This window comes from Micromonospora sp. NPDC005161 (assembly GCF_053599855.1).
In genome coordinates, this window is sequence record NZ_JBSFYQ010000014.1 from 139,233 (window position 1) to 155,648 (window position 16,416).

The window sequence follows — 16,416 nt, forward strand, 5'->3', positions numbered from 1 at the left end:
TCGTGATGACGGGTTCACGGTAGGTAGTCGCCTGACCAGGCATTATCTCCAAGCCGACTACGTCGTGTAACGGACCACATGGATCCAGCCAAGGAAATACCGCACAGGTCGTGGCAATGTGTATAGAGTTTCCTTGTGGGGTCTAACGAAGGATCGGAAACCGGGCGCACCCCCCTCAGCGCCCTCCCGATGACCTTCAGCTACTCCGAGGCCCTCGACGCTGGCCTCTCTGAGTGGCAGCTGTACCGGTTTGAGGGATCAGGGGCTCATCGCATCTGTCGGTCGTGGCCTCTACCGACGGCACGACGCCGCACTTGCCGACATCGACCTCATAGAACTCGCCCGCCGCGCCCCCTCAGGCACGCTGTGCCTGACCACCGCGCTAGCTCGTCACGGCCTCACCGACGAAATCCCCTCCCGCATCGATGTCGCACTTCCCCGTGGGCGGCATCGGCCGGCTACAAAGGCACCCGTCGCATGGCACTGGTTTGACCCGACAACCTTCGAGATCGGGCGTACGGAGCTGTCGCTTGATCCGGAGACTTCGATCGGGCTCTACGGCCCGGAGCGCAGCATCATTGACGCGATCCGGCTACGGCACCGCGAGGGACCAGACCTGGCGTACGCAGCGCTGCGGCGTTGGTTGAGACGACCCGACGCGTCACCATCAAAGCTGTTGACGATCGCTCGGGAGTTCCCCAAGGCAGAGCGACCGCTCCGAGATGCACTGGAGATCCTGCTGTGACCGCACGTCCGACCCGCGCCACAGTTGGCGGCCGCGCTTACCTCGACCTTCAGAACCTGGCCCGCCGCACCGGGCGGCCCACCGACGAGCTGCACCAGGTCTACGCACTCGAGGGCTTTCTTGCCCGCCTGAGTAAGTCCGCGTACGCGGACAAACTCGTACTCAAGGGTGGAGTGCTGTTGGCCGCCTACGCAGCGCGCCGGCCGACCCGCGACGTAGACCTACAGGGCCGATGGATCTCCAATAGCACGGACCAGGTGCTCGAAATTGTTCGTTCGATCGCGGCGCTGCACCTCGACGACGGTCTGGTCTTCGACACGGCGAGCGCCTCGGCGGAAACGATCCGCGACGACGACGTCTACGCCGGCGTGCGCGTTAGCCTCACAGGCAACCTGTCCGCCGCACGACTGACGTTCCACGTCGACGTCAACGTCGGTGACCCGATCTGGCCCGATCCGCTGCAGATCAAGTTGCCACGTCTGCTCGACGGCGAGATCGTCGTGACCGGCTATCCACTACCGATGGTGTACGCGGAGAAGCTGGTGACGGCGTTGCAGCGCGGCGAGGCTAACACCCGTTGGCGCGATTTCGCCGACGTCTACCTACTGTCGCGCAGGCAGGACATCGACGGCGACGATCTGGTGGCGGCTCCGCGAGCAGCTCACCGAGGTCGCTCAGGACACCGTCGACTTCGACCGAAAGACATCCGCCGCAGATCTGCTTACCTGGTATTACAAGGGCAGGCTGCCGATTTGACGCTTGCCCGGGTCGGCCGCCGGCGGATGAGCGCGCCGCCACCGGCGAACCGGCCGGTGGCAGGGTCTAAACCGACAGGGCACAATGGATCTGCAATACTGCAAGGCGTCCAAATCCCCGATGAAAGGACAACCCGTGGCGGAGCTTATCGAGGGCGACTCCTGCCCGGAGTGCGGCACCCCGATCAAGGGTCTTGTCCCCTACGAGAGCAGCGACATCACGCACCCGTGGCGAGCGCGCGCATCGCAGGAACGCAGGGCCTTGGAGCCGTGCGGACACTACGTGACGGTGGACGTCCCGGATAGCGGACCCACCATTTTCTAATCCGACTGCCTGCCCAGACAGTGGGCCTGGTGACCCCGGCGACCGCCGAGACCGCCCTCAGGCAGGTCGTCCGGCTTTGGTGCCCTGGGGGCCTTGAGTGCAGCGAGCGGGGTCCTGGAGGGGTGCGTCGAACCAGATCCCGTGGGCTACCCGTGCCATCACGCGGGAGCCACGCTGTACCAAGCCGGGTAATCGCCGCCCTACTGCAGCGTCATAGCACACCAAGAACACGCCTTGACGCCATCTTCTGTCTGGCACTCAGGTAATAGATACGAAGCGGGTCGGTTGACGAAGGATGACGGCGGCAGCCTCGAGATCGGCTGAGCGAGCCGCGAGCGTGGCCATGGCCAGCCGCTTCGGGAGGGCCGCAGAGAACTTGAGACCGTTGAGGGCTTTTTCGTCAATCTCGGGTAGGCAGAGCCGCGCATCCGCCTCCGCGGCGGCCACCGCCCAGGCATCTGGCGTCAAGTTCTCCCGTAAGCGAATGCTGCAGTCATCGAAGCGCTCCACCGGGTCGATCGCCTGGCCAAGCGTCGCGGTCAACGTTGCGTTGGCCCGGAAGCCTGCCCACGTCCACCACCGCAGGTCGCCATCCTTCTCCCGCACGATGACGCAGCCGCCGGGGTGCACGAGGTGGAGCTTCTCATCGCGCTCCTGAGCGAGCCGATTCACGGCTCGTTGGGTCAACTTCACGGGAGGGCCAGCGCCGAGCAAGACCTCTCGGACGGCGCGCGCTAGTTCGAAGCGCAGACCTGCCCAGCCGGTGCCCAGCCAGCGGGCCCGTCCCCCGTCGTCAGCCGGCTCAACGAAACACCGTCGGCGGCGCCAATCGATGTAGGTCACCCGCCAGCTCCTGCCGCCCAGCAGGAGCCGACGGTCGCCCCGGACCTCCTCGGTGAGGAGGCTCGGATCGACCCGGCCGAGCTCGTTTCGCCCGAGCAGGACCGTGAATTCCGGCGGCCCAGTGAATACTGCCGTCATCTCCATGAAGTGACGACGACCGAAGCGCACCTCAGCGGCCGGACCGATGAACAGCATCCCGCCATCCCGGTCGAGGAAACCGTGCTCGATCAGATGACGGACGATCGGCTGGGCGCTCTCCTCGAAGGGATGCAACCCGTTCCACGCCTGCGTCCACAGCTGGTCGCCGACCCGATGCTCCTGAAGGCAGAGCGCGAGCACCTGCTGGGCGACGATATGCCGCGGTTCGGGTGGCGCGTTCACGGGTTCCACCCAGCCACGGGCCCAGAGCAGCAGAAGCGCACCCGCCTCGGTCAGCGCCTCGCCGTCCAGAGTCAGGAAGAGACAGTTGCGACTAGTCCCCGGCCGTCGGCCGGTGCGGCCGAGCCGCTGCAAAAAGGAGGCGACCGTCGACGGGCTGTCGATTTGGATTACCCGGTCCAGGTCGCCGACGTCAATGCCCAGTTCGAGCGTGCTGGTGGAGACGATCACGCAGTCCCGCGCCTCGCTGAAGGCCTGCTCGGCGCGGCGGCGCTCGTCGGCGGACAGCGACGCGTGGGAGAGGAAGGTGGTCACCCCCTTCTCCCGTAGCAGTTGACCGAGTTCTTCGACGGTCTGTCGGGACTCGCAGAAGACGAGACGCTTCTCGCCGCCGTGCAGCCCGGCGATCACCGTCGCGGCATTGGCCAAGGAGCCGACGTAGTCCAGCTCGATATCGCCGGGCGGCGGGTGATCGACCACCTCGGCCACATCCGGGGCCACCACCTGCGCCGGCCGGCTGCCCGCGCCCGATCCCTGTAGCCAGGTGAGCAGCTCCCCGGGGTTACCGACGGTGGCCGACAGCCCGATTCGCTGCAAGGGTCCGCCCGCCACCCGGCTCAACCGTTCCAGCACGGCCAGCAGATGCCATCCTCGGTCGTCACCGGCGAAGGCGTGCACCTCGTCGACGACGACAGCGTGCAGGTCCGCGAAGAAGAGCCGGTGGTCGACCTTCGTGCTGACCAGCATGGACTCCAACGACTCGGGAGTCGTGAGCAGGATGTCGGGCCGCTCGAAGAGCACTGCTCGGCGGCGGGAGGCACTGACATCGCCGTGCCAGATGGCGGCCTGGCGTCCGAGCCAACCGGCGTACCGCTCGATGCGGGGCTCGAGGTTGTTGAGCAGTGCCTTCAGCGGGGCGAGGTAGAGCACCGAGGTACCCGTCCACCGCTGTTCCGCCATCCGGCTCAAAAGCGGAAAGAGTGCCGCCTCCGTCTTGCCGCCAGCGGTCGGGGCGAGGAGCAGGGCATCCAGGCCGCCGCGTACCGGCGCGACGGCGGCTCGCTGCATTGGACGCAGATCGTGCCAACCCAGGGTGTTGACCACGTGATGCAGCACGACCGGGTCGAGGTCGGGGGGCATGTCAGATCGGCAGTTCGATGTCGCCGGCCGAGGCGGCGGCGTTGCGTTCGACCTCGGTCAGTTCGTCTGCGCGCATGGTCAGCGCGTAATGCTGCCGTGGATCCCAGTCCGCGAACTGGTCGACCCGGTCGAACACGTCCGCGACCAGTTTCTTGAGGTAGATACGGGGTGCCACGCCGACCTGACCGCCGAGCGCGCCGGTGACTGCTCGGGCCAGCGTGGCGAGGTACGCGTCATCGACCCGGGAATCGACGGCCGCGCTGCCGTAGATCTCCCGTGCCCGGTTGCCGAGTTCGACGAGGGCGTCCCGGCTGAATCCGGGCAGTCGCAACTGGGTGGCGCGCGGGTTGTCCCAGCGTGGCTCCGGGCCGAAGTCGGTGGCGAGCCGTTGGGCGAGCGGCGCGAGCCGCTGGACTCCCTGTGGGCCGTCGAAGAAGGCGGGCGTCCCGGTGATCAGCACCATGAGGCCGGGGAAGCGGTCCGCGTGCACCTCGTCGATGAGCTGCCGGAGCGAGTTGAGCGCCTTGTCCCGGGCGTCGGAGCGGACCCGTTGCAGCGTCTCCACCTCGTCGAGCACCAGCAGCAACCCTTGGTGCCCGCTGTCACGCAAGACGGTGAGCAGCCCGCGCAGGAAGCTCAGCGCGGCGTAGTGGTCGAGGTCGCCCTTCACCCCGGCGGCCCGGCGTGCGGACGCGGCGACGTGGGGCTGGCCGGCCAGCCAGGCGGCGAGCCCATCGGCGGTCGCGTGGTCGCCGGTGGCGGTGGCGGCCCGGTAGCCGCGTAGGGCCGCGGAGAAGCCCGGGGTGCTGCGCGAGATGTCACCCAGCCGGCGTTCCAACAGGTCGCTGACCGCCCGGTCGAGTGCTTCCGCGTCGTGCTCAGCGATCGTGCCGCCGGCGAGGACGTCCTCCTCCAACGCGAAGATCCAACCATCGAGTACGGGCCGGAAGGCGCTTGGCTCGAACTGTTCGGTGCTGAGGTGCTCGATCAACCGGCGGTAGACGGTCTCCATCCGGTGCAGGGGCGTTTCCAGTTCGGAGATCTGCACCTCGGCGGCGGCGAAGCCCCGCCGTTTGGCGCGTTCGGCCAGCCAGCGGGTGAAGAAGGTCTTCCCGGCGCCGTACTCGCCCCGTACGGCCTTGAAGACGCTGCCGCCACCGGCGACCCGGTCGAGATCGTCGTCGAGGGCGGCGCTGAACCGGTCCAGGCCGACCGCGAGCGCGTCGAGTCCGTTGCTCGGCACGACGCCGCGACGTAGCGCGTCGACGATGTCCCGGCGTCGGCGGGCGGACAACTCGACGGTCACCGCGGCTCCAGCTCGAACTGCTCGATCAACAACGCCCGGTTGAGGTGGACGGTGCGGCCGTCCGGGTCGAGGGTGATCACGGGGTAGCCCTCGACCTGGAGCAGCCGACGCAGCGCGGCCACGGCGCCGGTGATGCGGTGCGCCGGGATCCCCGCACGGGCGGCGAGGGTGTCGAAAGTCGCCCGGTCACCGCCGGCCAGCAGGGTGCCGAGCAGCGCGGCGACCCGCGGGTCGGCGAGCGGCATCCGGGGGTCGCGCCGCTGGGCGTACCGGTCGCTGGTGAGCAGGGCCGTCACCAGGTCGGGGGCCGTCGGGACGGGCTGCGGGGCGGCGGCCGGCGCGGCGTCGACCGGAGTAAGGTCGAAGAGGCCCTCGGGCTGCTGCTCGACGGGCCGGCGTGGGCGCCGCCGGTTCGCCGTGCCTTGTTCCGGCAGCGCGGGCGAATCGGCTAGCGGTTCCCGCCACCAGTCGGGGCTGGCGACCGGGGCACCGGCCCATCCCGGTACAACCTGGTCGTCACCGGCGGTCAGCACGAGCAGCGGGATCACCGCCTCCGCCGGTGCGGCACCGCCGTGGTAGCCAGCCTTGCGCGGCCCGTACCGCACCTCCTCCCGCCAGGGCAGGACGACCGTGCCTCCGTCGAGCGCCACCCGGCTGCCAGTCACGGTGACCTCGGCGTCGCCGGCCGGGCCGCTCGCCGGTCGCCACCGGTTCTCGTTGCTGACACTGGGCAGGGTGAGCGACTCAGGTCCCCGGTCGACGACGTGACCGTGGTCGGAGACGAGGACGACGACCCGGTCAGCGGCGGACGCCAGCAGGTCGCCGACGGCGGTGACGGTGTCCTCGCCCCAGACGGTGGTGCCCGGGTCGCTGCGGTCGAGGGCATCGTCGATGGTGTTGACGACGGCGGCGACCACCGGGGTCGACGGGTCGACGAGCGCGGCCAGCACCTCCGGGTCCAGTGCCGTCCCGGCGCCGGCCCGCAAGGCCGCCTTGTGCAGCAGCCGCCCGCTGGGAAACCGCTCGCTGAACGCCTTCCGCTCGGCCTGCTGGCCGCCAGCAATGATCCGCCCGCTCAGCAGGCTGCACCGGCTGGCCTCGGTAACGGTCGGCAGGGCCGCCAGCACGCCGGTACGGGGCCCACCGTCGGGGGTGAGTTCCACCCAGGCGCCGGTGCGGGTGACCGACTCGGCCAGCTCGGTGGCCGCCGCGACGCTCATCCCGTCCATCACGAGCAGCAGCATGCGGCGGCCCTGGTCGACGATCGGCTGAACTACCCGGTCGAGCAGGTCCTCGACGAGCAGCAGGGCGCCCGGCTCGGTCTCGGCGCTGGTTGCGGCGGCGAGCAGCGTGGCGAACTGTTGGTCGTGCCGGGCACGGCGGGCGTCCACGGCGCAATGCAGCAGCCGGTACGCATCGGCGACCTTCTGGTCGGGATCGCCAGCGAAGACGTCGAGCCGGGCCCGGTCGACCCACCCGTCCTGACGGACCTGCCGGTGCAGCGCGTCGAGCAGGGTGGCGGGCGGTGGGCCGTCGGTGGTGTGGAGCCAGCGCAGCAGCCGTACGGCCATTCGGGCGGTTTCCACCCGGCGCGGCTCGGCGGCCCGATGCGCCTCCACGGTGGCGAGTGCCGACTGCGCCCGGGTCACCGCGGCCGGCAGCGCCGACCCGCCGGCCGGCACCGCGAGTCGTACGGCGTCGGCGAAGGCCCGTAGCCGCTGGACGAATCCGCTGGGCAGGACCGTCGATGCACCGAGCAGCCCAGTGATGCCGATCTCGGCGGCGATGGCCTCGGCCCGGCGCAGCATCCGCATCGCCTCGGCCCGGCCGTCGTCACCGGAGTCGACCGTCCGGTAGACCCACGCCTCGGCGGCCTGGTGCAGCGCCTCGGCCTGCTGTGGGGTGAGCCGGGACCCGCCGAAGCGGGGTTCCAGCCGGGTCCGGCCGACGGCGGCCTCCACCTCGGCGGCCCGCTCGCTGCCTGCGGGCCAGAGGAGCCCGGCCAGCAGCCCCAACGGGATTACGTCCACCCCGTGCCCGGCCCGTACGGCCGCCATTATCGGGACGGCGGCGCGACCGGCGGTCCCAGTCAAGTACGCCGTGACGCCCTCGGCGACGACGTCGGGCACGGTGGTGAAGCGCAGTTGCCGGCTGGCGTCGGTGCTCCACTGCACCAGGCCGCTGTCGTCGAGTTCGGCGGGTGGCAGGTCGAGCAGTTCGGAGGTGAGGCTGCGCAGCGCGTGGTCGCGGGTGAGGATCGCACCGGGCGGGGCGGGCCAGCCGTCCGACGGGGCGTGGTCGCTGAGCGCGTTGGCCACCCAGCGTCCGACCCGGACCAGGGTGGGATCGAGATCCTTGACCCCGCCGAACATCTGACGGACCAGATCCCACGGGTCGATCTTGCGCACGGTCTGCCTGCTGAGGTGGGCAAGGAGCCCGTCGCCCAGCTCGCTGTCGGTCAGCTCGGTCAGCAGCACCAGCCGCTCGCCGTCGGCCCGGTCGTGCAGGGCCGCGCGGGCGGCCAGCGGGGTGGGGCAGGGGACGACCCGGACACTGGTGCCGCCGACGGTGAGCACCGGCTCGGCCAGTGGCTCCGGGCGGGCCGCAAGCGCGATGGCGTAGGCCGAGTCGTCCTCGGCCAGCCACGCCTCGACCTTTCGGCGGACGGCGTCCGGCTGAGCCGCGCTGACCGGCGCGCTCACGATCCCGCCCGATTCGGCGTGGTCTTGGCCCCGGGCCTGGCGACCCGGGCAGTCACCGGATCTCCCAGGTGACGGTGACCCGCCGTCCGGCGGTGACCTCGGCCTCGATCTCGGCGGCGACCTTCTCCCAGCTGGCCGCGTCGGCGACCTCACGGCGCTGCGAAACGACAGCGACCGCCCCGCCGCCCCCCGACTCCGAGCCGTCGCTACCCCGAGGCGGGCCCGACCCGTCACCACCTGGCCCGGGACCCTTGCCGTCACCGACCGGCACGAGAGCGGGATCGGAGTCGCCCGGCGGCCTGGCCGGAGGGATGACCGGAGGATTCGCCAGGGGCGTGTGCCCCCCAGGCGGCGTGACGACCGGAGGCGTCACGAGCGGGTCGACCGGGACGGGCTTCGTCGGCTGCTCGGCGGCGAGCAGTGCAGCCGACGCCGCCGCCGCCGTTTGGAGGGCGCCGACCAGGTCCTGTCCGTGCTGATCGTGCCGGGCGACGTCCCGGAGCTGCCCAATGATCGCCTCTGCCCGCGCGTCGTGGGCGGCCCGGGCGGCTATCGCCTGGAGCAGGGGCCACTGGTGCGCCTGGGCCAACTCGGCGCTGATCCTGCCCGCCTGGCTGAGCACCTCGCCGACGGCCTGGTCGTCGACCTCGCCGAGATCGGCACGGGCCACCGTCTCGACCAGCACCACGTCGTCGCGCTCGGCGGTCAGTTCGGTCACGAACCGGGCTGCCCGCCGCGCAGTGGCGAGCCGACCGGTCGGGGCCGAAATGTCCAGGCCAAGCACGTCGGCGTGCGCGGTCAGTGCGTCGACGAGATCGCCTGCCCCCTTCTTCCGGGCGCGCGCTGCCTCGCGCAGCGTGCCGGCGAGTTCGCCGAGGTTGGCCGGCGTACGCCAGACGGGCAGGGCCCCGCCGAAGATCGCCGAGCCCCGACGCACAGCATCTGCCCAGGCCTTCTCGTCGGGCATCGGCGGGTGCCGCAGCTCCAGGTCGTCACGCACGGCAGCCAAGTTGGTCACGTCGACCTTGCCGCCGTGCTGGTACCAGGCGAGCTGCTGTTCCAGCCCGAAGACGACGATGATCAGATTTTGCAGCTCGCGGTCGAAGCCGAACGCGGCGGGCTCGTCGATGAGCCGGCGCAGCACGTGCACCGGGAAATGGTCGGTGTAGCCCTCGTTGGCGGCGGCCTGGAGCAGGTGTTGACTCCACCGGCAGGTGCTCATGTTGAGCACATAGCGGCCTTCGATCAGCTCGCCGAGGCGCAGGTTGTTGCAGACGCGGCGGAGGATGCGCTGGTCGACCGGGTTGGGCACGCTGACACCGCGGGCGGGGTCGGCGGCGGCCAGCCGGGCGTACTCGAGGATCTTGGTCATCTCGCCGCGGGTGACGGGCTTCTCGTCGTCCGGCATGGCAGGCCGGCCCGGGTAGGACCAGGCCAGGAGTTCCCCGGTCAGGTTGGTGAACGCCTCGGCGAGGGTGCCGCCCCGGGGGTCGCCGACGTGCAGGCCCTCGGCGAGGGTGTGGAACACCCCGATGGTGTCGTCCTGCACGTCCGAGCCGCGCGATGTGGCCGACCCGTACGCCTGCATCATGGCGCTGATCAGCGTGCCGCGCAGCTGGGTCTGGCGCTGCTGGAGGTAGACCCGGCCCTGTTGCCGGTCAACGAGGGGCCAGTCGGCGGCCAACGAGTTGAGCCGGTCGCCGGTGCCGTTGCCGAGTAGATAGTTGATCTTCAGGAGCTGACCGACCTTCCCCAGCAGCTCGTCGGTGAGGTAGAAGGGCAGCCAGAAGACGGTCCGCGAGCCGCGTTCTAGGCTCTCGATCCGGGCGCGGTCGGCGCTGCGTTCGTAGCTCTCGGGGTCGAACGGGTAGTCGATGATGACGCGCCACGCCTCGCCGGTGGTGATCAGGGCGGAGGCCGGCATGGTGTCGGGGTCGCGGACGTTGCCGAACTTCACCTGGATGGTGTGGGACCGACCGCGCCAGGCCCGGGCGTGCAGCAGCTCGCCGAGCTGCCCCTCGCTGCCGGCGATGCCCATCTCGGCGGTGACCAACTCCCGGATGAGCTGCTGCCGGACGCCGGTGGTGGTGGCCTCGCGCTCGGGCACCAGGTCGAGCAGCTTGTCGTAGTCAACGGTATGCAGCTTGAGGCTGACCACCGGGTCGGGGGTCTTGGTCAGGTGCAGCTCACCGGCGCCGTCGGCGACACGGTTTAGCCGGTTGAGCACGATCTGCCGCTCGTAGCCGGGGATCGGCGAGGTGATCGAGCCGAAGTTCAGCGCGTGCAGCTTGGCGGCGGTGAGGTTGTGCAGGGCCGGCACTTCGGGGACCAGCGCGCCGAGCAGCACCGTCTTGACCAGCTTGTCGTCGAGCTGGAACTGCTGGTGCCCGGCGGCCTGCTCCTCGCTGATGCCGTTGAGGTTGAGCAGGATCGGCCGCAGCTTCTGGGTATAGAGAGTGCGGGCGGCCTGGAAGAGCTGCTTGAGCTTGGGCCGGTCGGGCAGCTCGCCATGCAGCACCAGCGGGTCGAAGAGTGCAGCGACCCCGATCAGGTCGTTGACCTTGAGGGTGTCCCGGCGGTCGACGAGCAGCTCGGTCATCACCTTCAGCGCGGTGCGCTCGCGCTGCAACGCCTGCGAGAGCGCGACCAGGGTGGCGACCAGCGCGGGCGAGAACGGGTAGAGCTTACGGAAGGCGGCGGCGTCGGAGCCGATGCCGGCGTCGCCGTACTGGGCGCCGAGCAGCAGGGCGTCCCAGACCTCCCGGTTACCCCGGACGGCGGCAAAAGCGTTGTCGATCACCGCCCGAGCCTCGTCGGTGAGCGGCTTGAGCAGCCGCTTCTCGGTGATCTCGGGCAGGTTGGTGTCGGCGAGGGCGATCTCGCCGAACCGGCCCTGGACGCTGCGCATCACGTGCGCCAGCGCCTCGCGCTCGGTGCCGCCGACCTGCGGGCCGAGGAAGTCCTCCAGGTTGCGCTGCCTGGCCACGAACGAGATCAGCGGCAGCGGCCGGGTGGCGTCGGCCGACTCGACGAGCTTGTTGAGCTTGGCGCCCTCGGTGTTGACGAAGGTGTGGTCGCTGATCTTCGTGGAGAGCCAGAGGATCAGCTCGTCGAGGAAGAGCACCAGCGCGTCGTACCCGAGGGTCTTGGCGTGCCGGGTGATCACGGCGAGGCCGGTGTCCAGGTCGAGGTATTCCCCGCTGCGGACCGCGCCCGTGAAGAATGTGCTGGTCAGGCCGCTGACCAGCCGGTCCCGCTGTTCGGTGCCGGGGGGTGCCGCCGCAGCGGCGGCGTACATGTCGGAGGTCCAGCCGGCGGCCCGGGCGACGCGTGCGGCGAGGCCCTCGCCGGGCGCCGCGGGGGCACCGCCGCCGTCGCGCAGCGCGGCGAAGAAGGCCTCGTCGCCCATCCGCTCGCGCAGCCGCGCGGCGTCGTCGAGCAGCGCGTCTGACCGGTGTACGGCGGGGACGGGCGCCTCCGGGTGCAGCCTGGTGATTTGGTTGAGGTAGCCCTCCAGGACCGCTTGCTCGACGGAGCGCGCGTCGAGCATGTGGAAGGTGAGGGTGAGCAGCTTCCGGTCGCGCAGCCACGGGTCGGCGGCGAGGACCGGCTCGGCCAGGCCGCGCACCTCCCGGGCCGCCGGGTTGTGCTGGAGGACCTCCCGCAGCACCGCCATGAAGTGCGACTTGCCGGAGCCGAACGAGCCGTGCAGGAACATCGCCTGGGAGCGGCCGGTGGTGACGGCGTGCCCGATCCGGCGCAGCGCCTCCGCGAAGTTGTCCCGGAGCTGGTCGGTGAGCACGTACCGATGCAGGTCGGCGCCCTCGGCGGCGCGGACGACGAAGTCACCGTCCCCGACCGAGGCCGGAATGTCGATCACGTCCCGTAGCAGGGTCATCACCGCTCCTCGCACTTGCGCCCCGTGAGGCCGGAGTCACCGGCAACCCGCCGATCCTAAGGTGTCATCGCCGCAGGTCCCAGCCCGCCGGTCCCGTGACCGCAGGTATCACGGGAGCGCCACCGCCGCGCTCACCGCTGCCGGAACCGCCGGGAACACCCGCCGTCGTGGTCGGGCCGGAGCAGGCAGCGCCGGCCGCCGGGCAGGAGCCGATCGCAGAAGACCCAGTGGCGTACGTTCTGCTCGTCCTCGGCCGACACGGTGGTGCCGCCCGGGTCGGTCTGCGGCAGGACGTGCGTCCAGTGCGCCACCACCCGGGCGAGCCGCTGAGCGGAGAGCAGGTCGTTGGCGACCACGGGCAGGTGGATGACCCAGCGCTCGGTCACCGGTCGTACCCCCGCTCGTTGCGGGCGCGGGCCTGCTCGGACTGCCATCGGCGCAGCGCGTCCTTGACCCGGTCGGTCTCCTGGCGACTCTGCGCGAGCGCGTCGTAGACGACGGCCAGGTCACCGGCGACCCGGTCGAGGAACTCCCGCACCTCCTGCGGGTCGAGCCCACGCCGGCCCAGCGGGGTCGGCCGGAAACCCCGCTCGCGCACCTGCCACGGCCGCAGCGGATGGTAGGCCGCCGAGCGGTAGCAGGTCGGACCGCTGACCGACCGCTGGCGACGCCGGGCACGCCGGAAGAAGACGCGCATGACAGGACCTGCCTCTCACCGTCGAGATTGACCTGTGGGAGGGGGTGGGCCCACCGGCCCGCCCCGCACCGGCGGACCCACCCCGGCACCTGCCCCCGCAGCCTTCAATCAGCGGTACGACAGCAGGGCACACATAGCCGCTGAGCAGCAGGAACTCCAAAGTGGCCGCATGAGCAGTCAAGCACCGCATCGGGCTATATGCAACGTCTAACAATCGCTGTCTTAGGGGCATCAGATATTGCTAGAAGAACGCAGCGTGACGTGTCTATTGTTTCTGATACATCGGAGGCGTTAAATTGGACAGACGCGTGTCAACCGCGACCTGACCATCGGAGGCAGGGGTGTCACAGGCCGTAACGGGATCGACCATGCTTCGGCGGCAGCTCGGCAGGAAGCTCGAAGCACTTCGTAAGGCCGCCGGTCTGACGATGGAGAAGGCGGCCGAGGAACTGGACCGAGCGCGAGCGACCCTCTACCGAATCGAAAGCGGCGCTGAGAACGTCCGCTTCCGCGCGGCGGACGTCAAGGAGATGCTCCAGCTCTACGGCGCTTCGGATGAAGACGTCGAGCTGGTCCTCGCGATGGCGGCAGCCACCCGGGATAACAAGAACTGGTGGCACGACTACGTCGGCTCCGGCCTGCCGCGCTGGTTCCAGCTCTACATTGGGCTCGAAGCAGCCGCCTCCAATATCCGCAAGTACCAGCCTGAACTAGTCCCCGGCCTGTTTCAGACCCGCGCCTACGCTGAGCAGGTCTTCGACATGCCTGGCGGCTCGATCGACGCCGAAGACAACGACGAGCGGCAGCGTGCCGTCCAGCTCCGGATCGAGCGGCAGGCGCTTCTCACCCGATTCTCGGCTCCGCAACTCAGCGTGATAATCAACGAGGCGGTGTTGCGCCGTCCAGTCGGCAACGCCACGATCATGGCGGAACAGCTACATCAGATCCTGAAGGCCGCCGAACTACCCAACGTAACCGTGCAGGTGCTGGCTTTTTCTGCCGGGCTGCATGCCGGGGCGATGGCCGGAGCCTTCTCGATCATGGAGTTCCCCCGGGATAGCAGCGGCAAGGAGGTGGAGCCGCCGGTGGCGTACCTGGAGGCGGCGACCGGGGCGATCTACCTCGACAAGCCGCACGAGATCGCTGCCTACGATGCCATCTGGGCCGATATGGCGGGCCGAGCCCTCAACGAGTCCCGATCGAAGAACCTGATCCAGCAAGTCGCAGAGGAGTACTCCCGTGCCTGACCTGACCGGTGCCGTCTGGCGCAAGTCGACTCGCAGCAACAACGGCGGCGACTGTGTCGAGGTCGCCGACAACCTCCCCGGCATCGTGGGGCTGCGGGACAGCAAGGACCCGTCCGGCCCGATGCTGACATTCACCCCGGTGGCCTGGGCCACCTTTGTTCGAGCCACGAAGGCCGACCTCGTGCGCCACTGACGGCTGACCGTGCAGCCTCCGGTAAGGGCTCGACGGCGTCCACGTCGGTCGCAACAATCGACCCATGGGGCTCAGCGATCGACGCAACGGCGGACGGCGTGGAGAACAGGGTAAGGATGCCCAAGCTGTGCAGGTACAGCTAGAGAATCCTTGGCCGCCGGGTGGGACTCCCGGCGTGGTCACGATCGGGGGGAGGACCTTCCACAAGAACACCGACTGTCCCGGTTACCGGCAGGGTGTGCGCCAAGCGGAGAAGAAGGGTCGCACCATCAACAAGGTCGAGCACGTTAGGGCCGCCACCGCTCGCGTCCGGGGCAAAGGGGCGTGCCGCCGCTGCTGGCCGCGTACCTGACCTCATCATTCGTCCCACGCGGCCTACAGATCTGGCCCTGTGGCCCTGCTGAGACGAGTCGGACACCAGTATGTTCCGCTCATGAGCCCCTCACACGAGTTCACCATGGACCATGTCGATGCGGCGATCGACTTCGTAATCAGCAACGGCGCGGAGGACCGTGGACAGACAATCTCCTACGCACGGGTTTTCCAGGCAGCCGGCCTTCCGAATCCTCAGAATCTGCACGAGAGCGGCGAGTCACACCGAGTCACCCAGTTCATGGCGGCCTTTCATCACCGCTGCCAGGAACGGCAGCTGCCGCCCTTGGATGCCCTCGTGGTCCACGTCGCCGGGCCGCGCGCAGGGTTCCCCGGTGCCGGCTACTTCCGTGTCAACGGCAAGGCCGATCCGCACGGCGAGCGGGTTACACCTGAGGCGCAGGTCGCCTGCACCCGATTCTGGGAGATGCAGCGCGACGAGTGCACGCGATGGGGCATCAAAAGCCGGCGCGGACAGCTCCAGGGTTCGCTGACGACAGATCTATCCCCTTGTCCAGACAGGTCACCTCAATGACGACCTCTCCTGCCAGCCTGTTAGCGGCACTCACCGACCCGGGCGACTACGCCGTGAGGTCGGACAAGGAATTGGCGACGGCCGTACGTCGCGCGCTTTATGAGAAGACCTGGCTGGACGTCGACGTGCGCCCAGTCCCTGAGCTGGCAGGCATGCCCGTCCGCTCCAACGTTAGGCCCTTCGATCTGTTGTTCGGGCTCGGCAGGACCACCAGCGCCCTTCCCGGCCTTCACTCGCCGGGTGCTGCAGGGCTTCCGGGGCTTGTTGCCCTCCGCACCGCGAGCCGGTGGGCCATCATTCGCTACCTCTGGGCATTTCACGAATACCGGCCAGAAATCTACCTGTCCGAACTGACCGAGCAGGTGAGGTTCCACCAGCGGACGCTTCTCTCGGAGCACTTCGGCATCGCCGTAGCGACGGATCTGGTCGAACAGTTCATTCTCAGACGCCCGGCAAAGGTCGTCGACGCGGACGCCGTGACCTTCGATCCCGTACTTGCCGAGGCGATGCGGAACCTGAAGGCACACAAGCCCGACTACTTCTGGTACGACACCCATGCGGGCCGCGTATCGGACGTGGTCGTGGTCGAGGTGAAGGGGAACAGCTCCAGCAGGCAAACGACCGTACGACAACTCGCACGCGGCGTTCAGCAGGTGCTCGTGCCGGTCAACGTTCCTGGGGCGACCATGCGCCGCATCGTCATCGGCGCGTGCTTGCGAGGAGACGCGCTTGAGGCATTTGCAGTAGAGGTCCCGGACCCAGACACGCGGACACGTCGTGTTGCCCTCGAGAGCCTGGCCGAAGACGAGGGATCGTCGCCCGAGACACTTGCCGACATTGACGAAGCCGACGACTACTTCAACACCGAGGTCAGTCATGAACGGCTGACCGTGGAGGTGGAGGACCTCGACCAGGCGCGGTTGCTCGCATTCGCCGGGATTCCGTCCACCCTTGCCGGCATCCGAGAGAGCCCTGGAGAGATCATGGAGGCGGTCAGCCAACTGGAGGTGATCGACACCGCTCGCGGCGCTTTCCGCTGTGAGACCACGCGAATTCCGGTTGGCCCCCGGAGCCTGAACCTCAGGACGGGCGTCGCCGAGGAGTTCCTTGACCTGTTGAGCCGTCAGGCGACATCTCCCCGTCGAGAGCACTACCGCGCACAGTACGAGACGGGGATCTACATCCCGGTGCCGGGCAGTCCCCGAGGTCGCCGGGACGAGCCTCTCACCGTTGTCACGTCGGCAGACGGTTGCATGCTGTCCGTCTCGCTCGTCTGAACG

General features: G+C 69.2%; 12 protein-coding genes. 6 read left to right on the plus strand and 6 right to left on the minus strand.

The window, feature by feature from the left end; all coding sequences use genetic code 11:
• The first annotated feature begins 250 nt into the window (after positions 1 to 250).
• Together ACWD5O_RS16375 and ACWD5O_RS16380 are read left to right on the plus strand one after the other, a co-directional pair.
• Positions 251 to 745, plus strand: coding sequence for a type IV toxin-antitoxin system AbiEi family antitoxin domain-containing protein (locus ACWD5O_RS16375; RefSeq protein WP_450085807.1), 495 nt, complete (start codon positions 251 to 253; stop codon positions 743 to 745).
• Positions 742 to 1,806 carry a nucleotidyl transferase AbiEii/AbiGii toxin family protein gene (locus tag ACWD5O_RS16380; protein WP_450085808.1) on the plus strand — a complete coding sequence of 355 codons (1,065 nt, stop codon included), beginning with the start codon at positions 742 to 744 and terminating at the stop codon, positions 1,804 to 1,806. The genes ACWD5O_RS16375 and ACWD5O_RS16380 overlap by 4 nt, the downstream gene beginning before the upstream one ends.
• A 277-nt stretch (positions 1,807 to 2,083) precedes the next feature.
• Here ACWD5O_RS16380 and ACWD5O_RS16385 read toward each other — a convergent pair whose 3' ends face one another.
• From ACWD5O_RS16385 to ACWD5O_RS16410, 6 genes are all read right to left on the minus strand, one after another.
• Complete coding sequence (locus tag ACWD5O_RS16385; RefSeq protein WP_450085809.1) at positions 2,084 to 4,186, minus strand: DEAD/DEAH box helicase; 2,103 nt, start codon at positions 4,184 to 4,186, stop codon at positions 2,084 to 2,086.
• Between the two features lies 1 nt (position 4,187).
• The gene (brxD, locus tag ACWD5O_RS16390) at positions 4,188 to 5,492 is read right to left on the minus strand and encodes a BREX system ATP-binding protein BrxD (RefSeq protein WP_450085810.1); all 1,305 of its coding nucleotides are present in this window, start codon (positions 5,490 to 5,492) and stop codon (positions 4,188 to 4,190) included.
• Positions 5,489 to 8,194, minus strand: coding sequence for a BREX-2 system phosphatase PglZ (gene pglZ, locus ACWD5O_RS16395; RefSeq protein ID WP_450085811.1), 2,706 nt, complete (start codon positions 8,192 to 8,194; stop codon positions 5,489 to 5,491). Before pglZ ends, brxD begins: the two co-directional genes overlap by 4 nt.
• 52 nt (positions 8,195 to 8,246) lie before the next feature.
• Entirely contained in the window at positions 8,247 to 12,092 is a 3,846-nt protein-coding gene (locus ACWD5O_RS16400) for a phage resistance protein (protein WP_450085812.1), read from the minus strand.
• A 131-nt stretch (positions 12,093 to 12,223) separates the two neighbouring features.
• The gene (locus tag ACWD5O_RS16405) at positions 12,224 to 12,478 is read right to left on the minus strand and encodes a hypothetical protein (RefSeq protein ID WP_450085813.1); all 255 of its coding nucleotides are present in this window, start codon (positions 12,476 to 12,478) and stop codon (positions 12,224 to 12,226) included.
• Positions 12,475 to 12,789, minus strand: coding sequence for a DivIVA domain-containing protein (locus ACWD5O_RS16410; RefSeq protein WP_450085814.1), 315 nt, complete (start codon positions 12,787 to 12,789; stop codon positions 12,475 to 12,477). Before ACWD5O_RS16410 ends, ACWD5O_RS16405 begins: the two co-directional genes overlap by 4 nt.
• A gap of 368 nt (positions 12,790 to 13,157) precedes the next feature.
• Between ACWD5O_RS16410 and ACWD5O_RS16415 the strand changes: the two genes are divergently transcribed.
• The 4 genes from ACWD5O_RS16415 to ACWD5O_RS16430 all read left to right on the plus strand — a co-directional run bounded on the left by ACWD5O_RS16415 (position 13,158) and on the right by ACWD5O_RS16430 (position 16,413).
• The gene (locus ACWD5O_RS16415) at positions 13,158 to 14,036 is read left to right on the plus strand and encodes a helix-turn-helix domain-containing protein (protein ID WP_450085815.1); all 879 of its coding nucleotides are present in this window, start codon (positions 13,158 to 13,160) and stop codon (positions 14,034 to 14,036) included.
• Positions 14,029 to 14,229 (plus strand): DUF397 domain-containing protein, encoded by a 201-nt coding sequence (locus tag ACWD5O_RS16420; protein WP_450085816.1) that lies wholly within the window; start codon positions 14,029 to 14,031, stop codon positions 14,227 to 14,229. Before ACWD5O_RS16415 ends, ACWD5O_RS16420 begins: the two co-directional genes overlap by 8 nt.
• Before the next feature lie 433 nt (positions 14,230 to 14,662).
• The gene (locus tag ACWD5O_RS16425) at positions 14,663 to 15,136 is read left to right on the plus strand and encodes a hypothetical protein (RefSeq protein ID WP_450085817.1); all 474 of its coding nucleotides are present in this window, start codon (positions 14,663 to 14,665) and stop codon (positions 15,134 to 15,136) included.
• Positions 15,133 to 16,413, plus strand: a complete 1,281-nt coding sequence (locus ACWD5O_RS16430) for a hypothetical protein (RefSeq protein WP_450085818.1) — start codon at positions 15,133 to 15,135, stop codon at positions 16,411 to 16,413. The genes ACWD5O_RS16425 and ACWD5O_RS16430 overlap by 4 nt, the downstream gene beginning before the upstream one ends.
• The last annotated feature ends 3 nt before the right edge of the window (positions 16,414 to 16,416 follow it).

What these genes read in the sequence shown, in the direction of transcription:
- ACWD5O_RS16430 (WP_450085818.1), top strand. Translation starts at nt 15,133, where the DNA reads ATGACGACCTCTCCTGCCAGCCTGTTAGCGGCACTCACCGACCCGGGC.
- ACWD5O_RS16425 (WP_450085817.1), top strand. Translation starts at nt 14,663, where the DNA reads ATGAGCCCCTCACACGAGTTCACCATGGACCATGTCGATGCGGCGATC.
- ACWD5O_RS16415 (WP_450085815.1), top strand. Translation starts at nt 13,158, where the DNA reads ATGCTTCGGCGGCAGCTCGGCAGGAAGCTCGAAGCACTTCGTAAGGCC.
- ACWD5O_RS16400 (WP_450085812.1), bottom strand. Translation starts at nt 12,092, where the DNA reads ATGACCCTGCTACGGGACGTGATCGACATTCCGGCCTCGGTCGGGGAC.
- ACWD5O_RS16385 (WP_450085809.1), bottom strand. Translation starts at nt 4,186, where the DNA reads ATGCCCCCCGACCTCGACCCGGTCGTGCTGCATCACGTGGTCAACACC.
- ACWD5O_RS16410 (WP_450085814.1), bottom strand. Translation starts at nt 12,789, where the DNA reads ATGCGCGTCTTCTTCCGGCGTGCCCGGCGTCGCCAGCGGTCGGTCAGC.